The organism is Streptomyces lincolnensis, assembly GCF_021173675.1.
Taxonomy (GTDB): domain Bacteria; phylum Actinomycetota; class Actinomycetes; order Streptomycetales; family Streptomycetaceae; genus Streptomyces; species Streptomyces lincolnensis_B.
The window spans coordinates 606,940-622,002 of the sequence record NZ_JAIHON010000006.1 but is presented as its reverse complement, the minus strand read 5'-3'; the positions used below and the strand labels follow the sequence as shown (position 1 = coordinate 622,002).

The window sequence follows — 15,063 nt, the reverse complement described above, 5'->3', positions numbered from 1 at the left end:
GCAGGGGGAAACTCTGCGTCAGGTCAGAGGCAGCTGGGCCAGTCCAGCGCCGTCGCATCCCAAGCTGAGAGCGCGAGTTCGACTCTCGTCACCCCGCTCCATACTGAAGGCCCAGGTCAGGGATCTGGGCCTCTTGGTTGTGCCAGGGAGATCAGTCACCGCGTCCCGCGTAGAACCCCGGGCTCTGGAAGCTCGCGCCCGAGCGCCCCACCTGACTGTCAGACCCACCCACCAGAATCTGCCCATGCTGATCGCGACAACCGCCCGAGGCCAGGCTGTGAAGCGCCCCTCGAAACCGCGGATCGGAACCATGCTCGCCAACCTGGGGCGAGGCAATGAGCACATGGTGCTTGAGCGACAGAACGAAGACCGCGAGGGCGACTGGTACATCCAGGTCCTGCTCCGCGACAACAACACCTACCAGTTGGAGTACCGGGACGGCGTCGCCGCCGAGCACTACCAGACACAGACGGTCTCGCAGGAGAAAGTCCTGCAGGCACTCCTTGGCTGGGCGGCAGGAAGAGCTGACTGGCGGGAGGGCTTCATGTGGAACAACGTCGGCCATCTGTTCAATGGCCCACTGCGCCCCTGCAAAGAATGAAACCGAGCCCTGGCCTTGGACGACGACGTCTGGGTCGTCAACTGGGCCCGGACAACTCGCTGTTCGGCGTAGGCGTGGAGCTGTCCCACAGCACGTGCAGAGTCGGTGGCTTGCGGAAGATCAGGCCGTGGGGTGTGGAGGGGTGGGTTGGGTCGAGGCGGAGGGTGGGGAGGCGGTCGATCAGGCGGTGGAGGGCTATGCGGGTTTCGAGGCGGGCCAGGTGGGCGGCGATGCAGTGGTGGGGGCCGTGGGCGAAGGTGAGGTGGAGGTGGGGGTTTTCGCGGTGGATGTTGAAGCGGTCGGGGTCGGGGAAGGTGGCCGGGTCGCGGTTGGCGGCTGCTAGGGAGACGGTGACGAGGTCGCCCTTGTGGATGGTGGCCGGGCCCAGGGCCGTGTCGCGGGTGGCGTAGCGGTCTACGACGGCGGCGCCGGGTTCCAGGCGTAGGGACTCCTCGATCGCGGTGTCCAGGAGGGCGAAGTCGGGCTGGAGCAGGGCGAGTTGGGTGGGGTTTTGCAGTAGGTGGAGTAGGGCGTTGGTGATCATTGCTTCTACGGTCTCGATGCCTCCGAACATCATGACCGCGGCGTTGGACGCCACCTCGGGCGGTGTCAGGCGTCCTGCGGCGGAGGCCAGCAGCGAGGTGCCGGTCGGGGCGGCGATGGTGGCCTCCACCGCGGCTCGTAGCTGGGCGTAGGCCGCGGTGCCGTCGGGGCTCGGCTCGTGGCCGGCGGTGATGTCCGAGACCGTCCGTACGATGGAGTCGTACCAGGAGAGCACTGTGTCCGTGCTGGTGCCGGCCACGGTCAGTCCTAGTGCTTCGGTCATGACGGCTACGGCGAGCGGGCCGGCGAAGGCGCGGCGCAGTTCGGCGGAACCGTCCGCTTCCAGCGCGGTGATGAGTCGGTCGGTCTCCCGCTCGATGAACGCCGCGAAGCCCTCGTGCACCTGCCGGGGGCGGAAGGGGGCCTGGAATGGTTCCCGGTGGCGGGTGTGCTCCGCGCCGTCCAGGGACAGCATGCTCGGCCCGACTACCTGTGCGGTGGAGAAGCGGGGGTCGTCGACGGTGAAGGTCGCGGAGTCCCGCATCACGTTCAGCGCGAGGTCGCGGCGTGTCACCAGCCAGCCGTTCAGCTCGGGCAGCCAGGACACCGGTTCGTGGGCGCGCAGCTCCGCCAGCCGCGGGTGCGGGTCCTGGGCGAGCTCCGCGAGCGTGGTCGCCGCGCCGAGCGGGAAGGACGGCGAGGGCGGCGAGGGCGGCGAGGGTGGCGCAGACGGCAAGGGTCGCGAGGGCGGCACCGGCGGTATTGGCGGCACCGAATCGACCGTATCCATCAGGGCCTCCTGCCTCGCAGCAACCACCTTCTCGCGGGACATTCCACCGCCTCGTACAGCACCCACGCCAGTCCGAGCGCCACGGCGAACGTGAGGGTGGTGGCCGCCAGGCCCGCCAGCGGGCCGAAGCGGGGGGAGGTGCCGAACAGGTGGGTGGCCGCCGCCATCACCAGCAGGTGGACCATGTAGAAGGCGAAGGAGAGCTCACCCAGCCTCACCAGCCGGCGGTGCCGCCACAGCGAGGGCTGGCCTTTCAGGTCGGCGACTGCCGCGGCCGGGATGAGTACGGCGAAACCGACGACGGTGCAGGTGGTGGCGCCGTAGCCGTGGCTGACCTGCGGTACGAGGAAGTAGCCGATGATCGCTAGGGCCAGCGAGGCCTCCAGGCCGGGGCCGCGCCAGCGGTCCAGGAGCACCAGCCGGGCCACGGCGAGGCCGAGGACGAACTCGGGCAGGCGGGCGGCGGGGAAGGAGTAGAGGGGGTGGTCCGTCCAGTGGTGGGCGTCCGCCCAGCCCAGCACCAGGATCGTCAGCACCGACGCCCCGGCCAGCGCCGCCGAGCCGCGGGCGCCGAGGCGGCGCAGCAGCAGGGCCAGCAGGGGGAAGAGGGCGTAGAAGAAGGCCTCGCAGGCCAGTGACCAGCTGACCGGGTCGAGCGTCTGCCACCACGGGCGCCACCAGGAGTGCACCAGCAGGATGTTGGCGACGGCCTGTTCCGGCGTGGGTATCGCCGGACGGGCCAGGGTGTACGCCATGACCAGGGCGATCGCTGCGGTGACCAGGTGCACCGGGAGGATGCGGGCCATGCGCCGTCGCCAGAAGGCGGGCGCGCGGTCGCCGGGCCGCGCGGACCACATCAGTACGAACCCCGACAGCACGAAGAAGAACGACACCCCGGTGGAGCCCGCCCCGAAGGCCCAGTTCACTATGCGGCCGGCGGTGCCGCCGAAGTAGCCGAAGTTGTGCACGTGCAGCCCGAAGACCAGCAGCGCGGCCATCCACCGTAGTCCGGTGAGGGAGGGCAGCGAGGGCAGCGCGGCGGACGGGGAAGCGGCGGGAGCGGGAGCGGCGGTCTCGGTGGCCGGCGGTGTCCCGGTCACCCGGGTCACCGCCGTCATGGCGTCACCTGAAAGGGGAGGTTCGTGCGGGGCATGAAGGGGAACATTGCCGCTTCCCCACCTTTCATTCGGCTCCGTAGCGCACCTCACACCCGCGCGGTGCGGCAACGTCAAGCGCCGTCGCTTCCCGAGCTGGGGGCGGATCCCGTGGGTGGGCATCCCGGCGGCCCTTGTGTCCCGTCGAGATGGAGGCAGGTAGCGTAGATATCATTGATGGCAGTGTTGATATCCATGGAGGTGCGCCCATGAGCCGAACCGTGATCGACCTCGACGACCAGCTGGTCGCGGACGTGGCCAAGGCCCTCGGCACCAGCACCAAGAAGGAGACGGTGAACTCCGCGCTGCGCGAGGTGCTGGAGAACCGGCGGCGCGCTCTGGCGCTCACGCGCCTGCGGGCGTCGGCGGATGAGGGCGCCTTCGACCTCGATCTCTTCGAGGACAAGGGGAACTACCGCCGGTGAACGCCGCGCAGTATCTGATCGACACCAGTGCGCTCGCCCGCATGCTGCGCGGCGACGCCGAGCAGTACGGATGGGACCAGGCGGCAGCCGCCGGGCTCATCGCCACCTGCCCCATCACGGAGCTGGAGTTCTTCTACAGCGCGCGTTCCGCCGCAGACCGCGCACAAGGCATCGAGGATCTGCGCCTGCTCTTCGGCTGGGTGCCGGTCGACGACCGGGCCCACGACCGGGCCTGGCGGGTCCAGGAGATCCTCACCCAACGCGGACAGCACCGCAGCGCCGGGGTCGTCGACCTCGTGGTGGCCGCCACGGCCGAGTTGCAGGGACTGACGCTGCTCCACCGCGACCGGGACTTCGAGTGCATCGCCGCGGTCACCGGTCAGGCGTTGCAGTGGTACGGCCCCGAAGCCGGCAAATGACGGACGGGTGCGTACCGGGAGCCGTCCGCGAGCTGAGCCGCGCCGGCGACGTCACGCGCGACATCGCAGTGGAGGCGACCACGGGGTCCGTCAGGGAGTTGACGGACCCCGTGCATGTCCTTTACGGCTGTGAGGTCAGCGTCAGGGTCGTGCGGCCCTCGGTCGTGGGGCCGTCGCCGTACTCCACGGCTGCCATGTAGCGCTTGCCGGGAACCGTGCCGTGCCAGGTCAGGGTGAAGTCGGCGCCCTTGCCGGGGCTGACCGGGCGGGTGGCCGGGGAGACCTCCGCGGGGGCGTCGGGGGTGCCCTGGCCGACCCGCCAGGTCCACAGGGTGTAGGACTGGCCGGTCGCGCCCGGCGGGAGGATGTACTGGACGATGTAGACGTCGTAGTCGCCGGGCGGCAGGTCGTTCTGCTCGTCCGAACCGGTCCCGGGGAAGCGGCCGAACGGCTCGCCGGCGGCGTCGAAGACGTACATGTCGAGGTCGGTGCCGGGCAGGTGGTCGGCCGAGGCGACCGCCACTCGGGTGAACGCGGCGTCCTTCGGTACGTGGATCCGTATCTTCGCGACCGCGTCCGAGGGGCTCGGGTGGCTGATGAAGTCGCCGTCCTGGTTGGTTCCCGTCAGCGTGGCCGTGGTCTTCTCGCCCGCGTACAGGCCCGTCGTGGTCGCGGTCAGGTCGCCGGTCCGGTCCGCGTACGCGGAGAGCGTGCCGGAGCCGGAGCCGCCGGCGTCCGCCGTGATCTCGCGCAGGGCGCGGAAGGGGGCGGCGCGCAGGGCCAGCGGGCTGGTGACCCGGTGCCGGCTGTGCGCGTCGCTCCAGGTGAGGGAGCCGAAGGACCAGGTGTCGTAGGGGGTGTCGCCGCGGGTGACGGTCACCTTGTACGTCGCCGACCGGCCGGGCTTCAGTGTCAGTCGCTCCGGGGAGACACGGGCCGTGAAGCCGGCCGGCGTCTGGAGCGTCGCCCTGTAAGTGGCGGTCCGCCCGGAGACGTTGGTGACGGTGCGGGTGACCGTCTGCCGGCCGACCAGGTCACCGACCGCGAGGGCGGGGTGGTTGAGGTCGCTCGGGTCGGTGCGCGGGCCGGTGGCGCAGTCGTTGCCCCGGTCGGTGATCGGTCCTTGGCCCAGGGCGCACAGGTACGACTTCCAGTCGGCGGGAGTCGAGTCGTAGACCAGGCCGGGGTCGGCGGCCCGTGCGGCCCTGGGGAAGCCGGCGCCGTAGTCGAGCGGGCTCGCGGGGTCGGCGTCCTGCTGTCCCAGTTGCCGCCGTCCCATGGGCTCGCCGCGGTTGTCGGTGGTCGTTGCCGTGGTCATCAGCGCCGACCGGATCTCGCTCGGCGACCAGTCCGGGTGCAGGGACTTCAGCAGCGCCGCCATGCCCGCGACGTAGGGCGCCGCGAACGACGTACCGGAGATCAGGTCGTAACCGCCCGGCCGGCCAGGGGTGTCCGACACGGTGGCCGCGGGCACGAAGTCGCCCGGCGCGGCGATCTCCGGCTTGAGCAGGTCGCCGGTGCTGAAGGGGTCGGGGCCGCCGGAGGAGTCGTGGCGGACGGCGGGGGCCTGCCGGGGCGCACGGGTGCTGCCGGTGAAGGCGGCGGTGGCGCCGTGGGTGGTGGCGTACGCCTTCACCTTCCGGCCGTCCTCCTCGTTCAGTTGCAGGTACGGCAGGTCGTACCAGTCGGCGAAGACGGACCGGTTGTTGGACGGCGTGTCGACGAGGACGACCGCCGAGCCACCGGCCCGGGCCACCTCCGAGACCTTCTCGTCGAAGAAGTTCTCACCTCGGTCGCAGACGACGATCTTCCCCCGGGCCTTGGCCGGGTCCAGGGTGTCGTCCAAGCACAGCGCGGCCTTCGCTCGGCCCGTGCGCCCGGCGTCGGCCGCGCGGACCAGCGGAGACACGGGGACGCCCGGGCTGTAGGAGGCGTTGGTGAAGCCGCGGCCGTCGCCCAGCTTCAGCGTCGCCCGGTACTCGGCGTCGTGCGTGGTGGACGCCACGGACGTGACCCAGGGTGCGGTGTGCTGGACCGCCTGCGGGCCGCCGTTGCCGGCCGCCGCGGCGATGAACACCCCGGCCGCGGCGGCGTTCCGCATGGCCTCCAGAGTGAACGGGTCGAGAAGTGTCGCGTCGTAGGAGAGCTTGATCACGTCCACGCCGTCCGCCACGGCACTGTCGAACGCCGCGGTGAGCGCCGTGGCCGAGCAACCGCCCCAGCATGCCTTGTAGAACGCCAGCCGGGCCGCCGGCGCGACCCCGCTGAGGGGACCGGCGATGGGAGTGTCCCTGATCGACGCGGGGGTCGCGTGGTTACCGGCGGCGATGCTGCCGATCGCCGTGCCGTGACCGTCGGTGTCCAGCGGTGAGGGGGCGTCGGCCACCTCGTCGTCGGGTTGGCCGTCAGGGAACCAACGGGCGCCGATCACCTTGTTGTTGCAGGTGACCTTGGGGGCGGGGTCGTCGCCCTCCTCGCAGGTGCCGTGCCACTTCCTGGCGATGACGTCCGCGTCGGGGCGCGGCTCCGGCAGCGGCGCGAACATCGGCTCGGCCGGGTTGAAGCCGCTGTCGATCACCCCGATGATCATGCCTTCGCCCGCGCGTTCCGGGCCGCCGGCCTTCGCCCACAGCCCCTTCTTGCCGGAGAGTCCGAGGAGGGCGGGGAGGTCGGGCAGCGGGGTGGTCGGGGACGCGGTGGCGGTGGTACTGGTGCCGGTGGCGCCCTTCGCGGTGCTCGTGGCCGGGGCGGCCAGCGGGGTCGTGCTGCGGGTCAGCGACACCACTCCGGGCTCCGCTGCCAGCTTCTCCGCCTGTCCGCCGGTGAGTTCGGCCGCGAATCCGTTGACCGTGTACGCGTAGTCGTACCGCTTCTTGATGCCCGGGACGGCGGCGCGCACCGCGTCCCGGCGCTTTTCCAGGTACCTGAGATACGACGTAGCCGCGCCGGAGCCGACGTCGAGCCGCTCGCCGGCCGCGGGGGCGGTCCCCTTGAGGCCGCGCAGGCCGCCCCCGTAGGTCGCCAGCGGCTCGTCGGCCAGCTTCACGAGATAGGTGCCCGCGGGGTAGGTCCGCTCGTACCGGCCGGAGCCGGTGTCCGTGGCCGCGGGTGCGGGCGCCGCGGTGGTCAGTGCCAGAGGGCACGCGAGAAGAAGGGCCAGGAGGGGTCTGAGGTTCCGGGCGCTTCGTTGGTGGAGTATCAACAAAAACTCCGTACAGTGCTCGTTTCAGCCGAGGCTGATCCCCCGAGCACCGCTCACCCCATCAGTTACCGCCCAGTAAGAGAATCTTGAAAGCTCACATTTCATGTGCCTTCACGAGACTTCCACGCCGGACGCGGCTGGCGCCCGGCGACGGTGTCGGCGAGCATGCCTCCTGCCGAGCCCCTGGGCTTACCATCGGTAACAAGCCATCTCGACGCAACCAATGAGGGCGTGCGACATGCCAGAGTTCCCGGCCTTCGATGTCATGACGGCGACCTGCCCGTCCCGTACCTCGCTCGCCCGTATCGCCAACAAGTGGACGGCCATGGTGGTCATCGCGCTCAGCACGGGCCCTCTGCGCTTCCGTGACCTGCGCACCCGCGTCGACGGCATCAGCGCCAAGGTCCTCACCGAGACGCTCCGGGACCTGGAACGCGACGGGATCATCACGCGGCAGGAGTACGCCGAGGTGCCACCCCGGGTCGTGTACGAGCTGACCGCGCTGGGGCGCACCCTGTACGGCCCGCTTCAGGCACTGGGCCTGTGGGCCGAGGAGCACTTCGACGAGGTACTCGCGGCACGCGAGAGCTACGACGCCCGCGAGTCGTCCTGACCGGTCACCCACGCCACAAGCCGTCCGGCACCGTACCGCGGTGCCGGACGGCTTGCGTCCGAGAGGGATCGCGTCCGGGAGGGATCGCGAGCGGCCTACCGTCCCCAGAAGGCGTCCTCGGCCGACTGGTCGCCGGAGAACAGCCACATCTCGACGATCCTGCCGTCCTTCAGGCGCAGGACGTCCACGCCGTCCATGCTCATGGACGCGTCGCCGCGCCGGCCGGCGAAGTGGATCGAGGCGGCCACCATGTCGCCGTTGCCCATGAGGGAGTGGATCGCGTCGATGGCGAAGGAGCCCTGGCTGGCCTCCATCATGCCGCCGAGCATCGCGAAGACGGCGTCGCGTCCCTTGTGCTCACCGGAGAACCGGTTGGCGCCCGGCTGATGCCAGACGATCCCCTCGTCCAGGAGCTCCCCGACCTTGGCCAGGTCGCCCTTCCGCACGGCCTGGAAGTACTCGCTCGCGATGTCGACGTTCTTACTGGTCATGACAGCACTCCTTACGGCCTCCGACACGGAGGCGGAATTACTCGCTGTTACAGCAGGAGGCGGCCCCGGCGGCCGGTGCAGATGACCGCCGGGGCCTTGGTGCCGCCCGGGCACTCGGGGGAATAGGACTCCGGGCGACGTTCGGAGGCGTTCTTGCTTTCCTCGTGCCGCCCATGCTCGTGACCCGCAACCGGTCACCTCAACGTAACCAATGGGGCGGTATGGCGCACGTCACATTTCCGGCCGGCCTCACGGCACACGTTCTCCATCACTTCACCGCGAAGTCCGCCATTTGGATTTCACTGCGCACTATCCGCCCCTGCTACAGTCACGCACTCAAAGCGCTCGGGGGGAATCCGGCGTTAACGCAAGAAAGACCGAGCTATGTCTGTAGCTGGAAACCCACTCCGCAGGACCTTTCTCACCGGAGGATTGGCGGCCACCGCTGTCATGATCTCCGGCTGTTCCTCGAAGGACGAAGGAAAAGAAACCGGGAAAGCCGCGGGCGCGGCTGCCGCGGCAACCGCCTCGCCGGCCGCCGGCGCCCGCCCCTCCTCACCGTGGGGGGCGTTCTCACGGCTGATGGACGGCAACAAGCGCTGGCTGAGCGGCAGCCTCCAGCACCCCGACCGGGACCCCGAGCGGCGGGAGTTCGTGGCCGCGAAGCAGAATCCCTACGGCGTGATCCTGTCGTGCATCGACTCCCGGGTGCCGCCGGAGCTGCTCTTCGACACCGGGCTCGGCGACCTGTTCGTGATGCGTACCGGTGGCGGGGTGGTCGACTCGGTGGTCGTCGGTTCCGTCGAGTACGGGCCCATGACCTCGGGAACTCCCCTGATCGTCGTCCTCGGGCACCAGCGCTGCGGCGCCGTCAACGCGTCGTACGAGGCCATGCGCGACGGGAAGAAGCTCCCCGGCAACCTCCAGTCGATCGCCGACGCGCTGCGGCCCGCGTACGAGGAGACCGTGAAGGAGAAGCACAGTGATCCGGTGGACGCGATGACCCGCATCCACGTGAAGCAGACCTCTGCCGCGCTGCGGTCCAACAAGGATCTCGGCCCGCTCGTGAAGAAGGGGTCTCTGGCGGTGGTCAGCGCCTATTACTCGCTCGACACCGGGCGGGTGGAAGTCCTCACCGGAGCGCCTTCCGCCTGATCTGCCTGATAGGCCTGGTCGGGAAATCTCCGTTCAACCGACTCCGCCGGGCGGTTCGCATCGCGTCGACAGTTCGGTGGAGTCGGTGGAGTACGCGGATTGGGAATTCTCCGCCGCCGTACTCCCGAATATCCGACGCATTCACCGGTGAGACACCGATCTCACGATCAGAGTGTTTCCTCCCTATGGTCGCGACGGCTGCCAGGCCCGTAGACGCAGGCTGTTGCCGACCACCAGCAGGGAGCTCACGGACATGGCCGCCGCGGCGAGCATAGGGTTGAGCAGTCCGACCATGGCGAGCGGCACGGTCACCGCGTTGTAGCCGAACGCCCAGGCGAGGTTGACGCGGATCGTGCCCAGGGTGCGCCGGGCGAGCCGGACCGCGTCGCCGAGGGCCTCGATGTCACCGCGTACGAGGGTCACGTCGGCGGCCCCGATCGCCGCGTCCGTGCCACCGCCCATGGCGATGCCGAGGTCGGCTCCGGCGAGTGCGGCGGCGTCGTTGACGCCGTCGCCGACGACCGCGACCCGGTAGCCCTGTTCCCTCAACTCCCGTACGAGAGCGGCCTTGTCCTCGGGGGTGCAGCGGGCGTGCACCTCCTCGATGCCGAGCACGGCGGCGACCGCCCGCGCCGGTGCCTCCCGGTCGCCGGTGGCGAGCACCGGGCGCACACCGAGGCGCCGCAGCCGGTCCACGGCCCGGTAACTGCCGGGACGTACGACGTCTCCGACCTCGATCAGGGCCTCGGCGACCCCGTCGACCCGGACCAGGACGGGGGTGTGGACGCCGGACTCCGCCGCGCGCAGCGCGTCGGTGAGGGCGGCGGGCACCTCGTCGTCCGGCGCGAGGACTTCGACGAGCCGCCCCTCGACCCGGCCGCGCACGCCGCGCCCCGGGGTGGCGGCGAAGTCGGTCACCACCGGCAGGGTGCCCGGCCCCGGCGGTTCGCTGCCCGACGCTCGGACCCGCTCGTGCGGGGGCACCCCCATGGCGTACGCGACGATCGCCCGGCCCAGCGGGTGCTCCGAGCCCTGCTCCACCGCACCGGCCAGCCGCAGCACCGCCTCGCGTCCGAGCCCGTCCGGCACGGTGGTGACCCGGGCGACGGTCATACGGCCGGAGGTGAGGGTGCCGGTCTTGTCGAGTACGACCGTGTCGATGTGCTGCAACCCCTCCAGGGCCTGCGGGCCCCGGACCAGGACACCGAGTTGGGCACCGCGTCCGGTGGCGGCCATCAGCGCGGTCGGCGTGGCCAGCCCCAGGGCGCACGGGCACGCCACCACCAGGACGGCCACGCACACGGTGATCGCGGCCTGCGGATCGGCCCCGGCGCCCAGCCAGAACCCCAGGACGGTCACGGCGAGCGCCAGCACCACCGGTACGAACACCCCGGCCACCGCGTCCGCCAGCCGCTGCGCCCGCGCCTTGCCCGCCTGTGCCTCGGTCACCAGCCGGGTGATGCGGGCGAGCTGGGTGTCCGCACCGACCGCGGTGGCCCGTACGAGCAGCAGTCCGCCGACGTTGACCGCTCCGCCGACCACGGCCGCACCCGGCCCGGTCTCGACCGGCTCGCTCTCCCCGGTGACCAGGGAGAGGTCCACGGCGGAGGTGCCCTCCGCCACCACACCGTCGGTGGCGACGCGCTCGCCGGGGCGGACGACGAAGACCTGTCCGACCTTCAACTCCTCGACGGGGATCAGCCGTTCGGCCCCGTCATCGCGTATCGCCACCTCCTTCGCGGCGAGTTGGGCCAGCGACCGCAGGGCCGCCCCGGTGCCGTTCCTGGCCCGCGCTTCCAGGAACCGTCCGGTGAGCACGAACAGCGGTACGACGACGGCCACTTCGAGGTAGACGTGCGCCGTGCCGGCCGAGGCCTCGGGCAGCAGGCTGAACGGCATCGTCATGCCCAGCACGCCCGCGCCGCCGAAGAAGAGCGCGTACACCGACCAGGCGAAGGACGCCGCCACGCCCAGCGAGACCAGGGTGTCCATGGTCGCCGTCGAGTGCCGCAGTCCGCGCAGTGCCCGCACGTGGAACGGCCACGCGCTCCACACCGCGACCGGTGCGGCCAGCATGAAGCACAGCCACTGCCAGGCACGGAACTGCAGGTCGGGCACCATGGACAGCACGAGCACCGGCACCGCGAGCAGCGCCGTGAGCACCAGCCGTTCGAGCTCCTGCCGGGTGCCGTCGGACTCCCCGGCCGGGTCCTCCCCGCCCGGACCCTCCTCGCGCCGCGGCTTCGGGGGCTCGGGCAGGGCGGCCGTGTAGCCGGCCTGCTCGACCGTCGCCATGAGTTCGTCGGGGCTGACGTGCGGCGGATGGCTCACCCGGGCGCTCCCGGTGGCCAGGTTGACCGTCGCGGTCACGCCCTCCAGCTTCGCGAGCTTCTTCTCCACCCGCCGCACGCAGGCCGCGCAGGTCATCCCGCCGACGGTCAGGTCGGTGGTCACCACGGTGGCGGTCGGGGCCTCCGTGGTGGTCGGCTTCGTGGTCATCAGCCGCCGCTCCCGTGCTTCATGTCCATGCCGCCGCCGCCCGTGCCCCCGGTGCCGTCGTCGCTCGTTCCGGAGCGCTGCATGTCGGGCGCGACGGGGCCGACGGCGGCTCCGACGGCGTACGCCCCCGTGAAGATCAGGGCGAGCAGCAGGAGGAACCCGCAGAGGGCGGGCGGCGGCACCAGTCTCCGCAGCGCGAACCCCGCTTCCGTGGAGGACTGCTGGGGTTCTTCCATCACCGGCCTCCTGACCTCGGTCGGACGGCTCCGGGGCGGGGATCACGCCGGGATCCCCTACGGCCGTACCGTATGAGGAGTCGGGTCACGCCAGGAGCGAGTTCCGTGCGCCCCAGTGGGGTACGTCACAGCCCGTCAGGTCGAGACCCGGTTCGGGTCCGTGGTGTTCTCCGTGGCGTGCCCCGTGGTGCGTTCCGTGGCCGGGGCCGTGCGCCACAGTGCGGTGGAGAGCCAGATCAGGATGACGCCGACGAGGACGTGCAGCGCGCTGGTGAACGGGGACTCGGGCAGCCCGGTCAGGAACGCGAAGGGCGGCAGGACCACGGCGTACCCCCACGACGGGACCCTCGGGAAGACGCGGGCGCGGATCATGGCGGCGCCGAACAGGGCGCAGCCCACGGCGAAGACGGCCGCGGAACCAAGGAGCACGGGGACGGTGGGGCCGCCGGTCAGGGTCTCGTCGATGAGGTCCTCGTCCAGGTAGAAGAGCACCAGGTTCGACGCGAACGCGGCACTCCCGAACAGGCCGAGGCCGACGAGGTTGACGGTGACGGCGCTCGTCCCGAGGCGCCCGGTCGCCGGGCCCTGACGCTGGTGCAGCGCGGTGATCAGCGGCAGCGCGAACGCGGGAGCCAGGGCGAGCGGGACGCTGGTCGCCGAGGTCTCTCCGGTGAACGCCTCGACCAGGCTGGGCAGGACGATCAGCAGGCCGGCCAGCACGCCGCAGAGGGCGCCGGCGCGAAACGTCGACGAGATGACGTCGGCGCGAAGGGTCGATGAGGTGACGGATGAGGACATGGGGCCACTCCGGTTGCTCGAAAGGTCGGTGATTGCACGGGCCGTTGGCGCTCGCGGGGGCCTCCAACTGCCGGTCCGGACCGCAGGTCCGGGTCGCCACCGTAGGAGTCGGCCGGTCGGCGGCGGGAGGTGACGGACGTCGTGCGTCGACGGCCGGAAGTCACGGTCCTACGGGCGCCGCCTGACCGTTCGGCACGTGCCGACGGGCTCGATCCGGCTGGGTTGTGCTCGCCGGTGCCCTTCGCGGACGTGGTCGGCTTAACCTGACCGCACCGGGTGAGGGGGTGCGCATGGTGGCGGCGTATGTGCCCGTGCGATGGGTGGCGCCGTTGCTGTACGGCGTCGTACTGACGGGTGGTCCGTACTCCGCGGCGGCCGACCTGGACGACGGCCCCGGGCCCACGGCCTGGCGGATGGCCGGCTTCGTCGCCGCGATCGGCGCGCTGTTCGCGCTGGAGGCGGTCGGGCGTCGGCGGCCCGCCGTCCGGGTGCCGCTGCTGCTGGCCCGCTGCGCCCTGATCGGAGCGGTGGTGCTGCTGGACGCCTCGGGGCTGTCCCAAGTGCTGTTCGTGCTGGTGCCGTTCACCGCCTACTTCGCCTTCGGCCGTACCGCCGCGCTGGCGCTGGCCGCGCTGTGTCTGGCCGGGTTGCTCACCGGGTATCTGCTGACCGCGCCCGGCTGGTACCGCGAACAGGAGTACGTGGCCGACCTGTTGATGCTCTGCGTCGGGCTGGTGCTGGCGATCGCGATGGCGGCGGTGGGTGTCGGCGAGCAGCGCGCACGGCTCGAGGTGGAGGCGTATGCCGCGCGGGTCGCCGAACTGTCCGCCGCCACCGAGCGCAACCGGCTGGCGCGGGACATCCATGACAGCCTCGGTCACCATCTCACCGCGATGTCCGTGCAGTTGGAGATGGCCGCGGACTTCCAGAGCCTGGATCCCGACGCGGCCCGGCGGGCACTGGACGAGGCGCGGCGCTCGGTACGGCTCGCGCTGGGCGACGTACGGCAGTCGGTGCGCGCCCTGCGGGACGAGGCGACGCGCCCCACGCTGTCGGCGGCGCTCGCCGCGCTGGCGCAGGACGGTGCGGCACGGCCGCGGGTCACCGTCGAGGTGAGCGGCGACGAGGACGGCTACGGCGTGGCCGAGCTGACCGCGCTGTACCGGGCCGCGCAGGAGGCCGTGACCAACGCGCGCCGCCATGCGGGGGCCTCACGGGTGACGGTGGTGGCCCGGCTGGCCGGGGACACCGCACGGCTGGAGGTGACGGACGACGGCCGCGGCTTCGCGCCGGACGTGGACGCCGCCGGGTTCGGGCTGCTCGGCATGCGGGAGCGGGTACATCTGGTGGCGGGGAGCGTCGACGTCGACAGCGGCCCGGGCGCCGGCACCCGGGTGACGGTGACGGTCCCGCGCGGGACGAGGCCGACGTCCCCGGTGGCCGGGGAGGCGGTGACATGAGCGGTGACATCAATGACCAGGAGCCCGTGCGAGTGCTGGTCGTGGACGATCAGCGGCTCATCCGGGACGGCATCGCCTCCCTGCTGTCCATCCGGCCGGGCATCGAGGTCGTCGGCACCGCCGTGGACGGCCGGGACGCCGTGGCGAAGACCCTGGAGACGGGACCGGACGTCGTACTGATGGATGTCCGGATGCCGGGGATGGACGGTGTCGAGGCGGTCGCCGTCCTGTGCGAGCGGGCGCCCGGGTGCCGGGTCGTGATGCTGACGACCTTCGACGACGAGGAGTACGTCGTGCAGGCGCTGCGGGCCGGCGCGCACGGCTATCTCCTGAAGGATCTGCCGGCGGAGGAACTCGCCCACGCGGTCCGCCTGGCCCACGCGGGCGTCACCCAGATCGACTCGTCCGTAGCCCGCCGTCTGACCGCCTTCCTGCCCCGTCCCGCAGCGGCCGACGAGGCCCCCGCCGTCTCCCTCAGCCCGCGCGAGACGGACATCCTGCGGCTGGTGTCGCACGGGCACACCAACCGGGAGATCGCCGCGCGGCTGTACCTCAGCGAGGGCACGGTCAAGAACCACGTCTCCCGGATCCTCAGCCGCCTCGGCCTGCGCGACCGCACCCAGGCGGCGCTCCGTGCCCGGGACCTCGGCCTGCTGTGAAGCCCCGCGCGGTCATGC

The 15,063-nt window shown here is 71.3% G+C and carries 14 protein-coding genes; 7 read left to right on the top strand and 7 right to left on the bottom strand.

Annotation, left to right across the window (positions count from 1 at the left end):
- The first annotated feature begins 244 nt into the window (after window positions 1-244).
- Complete coding sequence (locus K4B79_RS20505) at window positions 245-601, top strand: hypothetical protein (protein WP_232028242.1); 357 nt, start codon at window positions 245-247, stop codon at window positions 599-601.
- Between the two features lie 37 nt (window positions 602-638).
- On the opposite strand, the gene K4B79_RS20500 is transcribed toward K4B79_RS20505, so the two are convergent.
- Together K4B79_RS20500 and K4B79_RS20495 are read right to left on the bottom strand one after the other, a co-directional pair.
- Window positions 639-1,880, bottom strand: a complete 1,242-nt coding sequence (locus K4B79_RS20500; RefSeq protein ID WP_232028241.1) for a cytochrome P450 — start codon at window positions 1,878-1,880, stop codon at window positions 639-641.
- Window positions 1,881-1,933: 53 nt separating this feature from the next.
- The gene (locus K4B79_RS20495) at window positions 1,934-3,052 is read right to left on the bottom strand and encodes an acyltransferase family protein (RefSeq protein WP_232028240.1); all 1,119 of its coding nucleotides are present in this window, start codon (window positions 3,050-3,052) and stop codon (window positions 1,934-1,936) included.
- A 245-nt stretch (window positions 3,053-3,297) separates the two neighbouring features.
- Between K4B79_RS20495 and K4B79_RS20490 the strand changes: the two genes are divergently transcribed.
- Both K4B79_RS20490 and K4B79_RS20485 read left to right on the top strand, forming a co-directional pair.
- Window positions 3,298-3,513 carry a type II toxin-antitoxin system VapB family antitoxin gene (locus K4B79_RS20490; RefSeq protein ID WP_232028239.1) on the top strand — a complete coding sequence of 72 codons (216 nt, stop codon included), beginning with the start codon at window positions 3,298-3,300 and terminating at the stop codon, window positions 3,511-3,513.
- Window positions 3,510-3,932, top strand: a complete 423-nt coding sequence (locus K4B79_RS20485; protein ID WP_232028238.1) for a PIN domain nuclease — start codon at window positions 3,510-3,512, stop codon at window positions 3,930-3,932. The genes K4B79_RS20490 and K4B79_RS20485 overlap by 4 nt, the downstream gene beginning before the upstream one ends.
- A gap of 121 nt (window positions 3,933-4,053) precedes the next feature.
- Here K4B79_RS20485 and K4B79_RS47835 read toward each other — a convergent pair whose 3' ends face one another.
- The gene (locus K4B79_RS47835) at window positions 4,054-7,134 is read right to left on the bottom strand and encodes a S8 family serine peptidase (protein ID WP_269463655.1); all 3,081 of its coding nucleotides are present in this window, start codon (window positions 7,132-7,134) and stop codon (window positions 4,054-4,056) included.
- 238 nt (window positions 7,135-7,372) lie between these two features.
- Between K4B79_RS47835 and K4B79_RS20465 the strand changes: the two genes are divergently transcribed.
- Window positions 7,373-7,747 carry a winged helix-turn-helix transcriptional regulator gene (locus tag K4B79_RS20465; protein WP_232028237.1) on the top strand — a complete coding sequence of 125 codons (375 nt, stop codon included), beginning with the start codon at window positions 7,373-7,375 and terminating at the stop codon, window positions 7,745-7,747.
- Between the two features lie 95 nt (window positions 7,748-7,842).
- Here the strand turns inward: K4B79_RS20465 and K4B79_RS20460 are convergent, their stop codons facing one another.
- Complete coding sequence (locus tag K4B79_RS20460) at window positions 7,843-8,238, bottom strand: nuclear transport factor 2 family protein (protein WP_232028236.1); 396 nt, start codon at window positions 8,236-8,238, stop codon at window positions 7,843-7,845.
- Between the two features lie 582 nt (window positions 8,239-8,820).
- Between K4B79_RS20460 and K4B79_RS20455 the strand changes: the two genes are divergently transcribed.
- A complete protein-coding gene (locus K4B79_RS20455) occupies window positions 8,821-9,393 on the top strand; it encodes a carbonic anhydrase (RefSeq protein ID WP_232028235.1) in 573 nt (190 codons plus the stop codon).
- 183 nt (window positions 9,394-9,576) lie between these two features.
- Here K4B79_RS20455 and K4B79_RS20450 read toward each other — a convergent pair whose 3' ends face one another.
- The 3 genes from K4B79_RS20450 to K4B79_RS20440 form a co-directional block, all read right to left on the bottom strand.
- Window positions 9,577-11,892 carry a heavy metal translocating P-type ATPase gene (locus K4B79_RS20450; protein ID WP_232028234.1) on the bottom strand — a complete coding sequence of 772 codons (2,316 nt, stop codon included), beginning with the start codon at window positions 11,890-11,892 and terminating at the stop codon, window positions 9,577-9,579.
- The gene (locus K4B79_RS20445; RefSeq protein ID WP_232028233.1) at window positions 11,892-12,128 is read right to left on the bottom strand and encodes a hypothetical protein; all 237 of its coding nucleotides are present in this window, start codon (window positions 12,126-12,128) and stop codon (window positions 11,892-11,894) included. The genes K4B79_RS20450 and K4B79_RS20445 overlap by 1 nt, the downstream gene beginning before the upstream one ends.
- Before the next feature lie 135 nt (window positions 12,129-12,263).
- Window positions 12,264-12,926, bottom strand: coding sequence for a hypothetical protein (locus tag K4B79_RS20440; RefSeq protein ID WP_232028232.1), 663 nt, complete (start codon window positions 12,924-12,926; stop codon window positions 12,264-12,266).
- A 290-nt stretch (window positions 12,927-13,216) separates the two neighbouring features.
- Here K4B79_RS20440 and K4B79_RS20435 point away from each other — a divergent pair, with 290 nt between their 5' ends.
- Together K4B79_RS20435 and K4B79_RS20430 are read left to right on the top strand one after the other, a co-directional pair.
- On the top strand, window positions 13,217-14,386 hold the full coding sequence (locus K4B79_RS20435; protein WP_232028231.1) for a sensor histidine kinase: 1,170 nt from the start codon (window positions 13,217-13,219) through the stop codon (window positions 14,384-14,386).
- A complete protein-coding gene (locus K4B79_RS20430) occupies window positions 14,383-15,045 on the top strand; it encodes a response regulator (protein ID WP_232028230.1) in 663 nt (220 codons plus the stop codon). Before K4B79_RS20435 ends, K4B79_RS20430 begins: the two co-directional genes overlap by 4 nt.
- Window positions 15,046-15,063 lie beyond the last annotated feature (18 nt).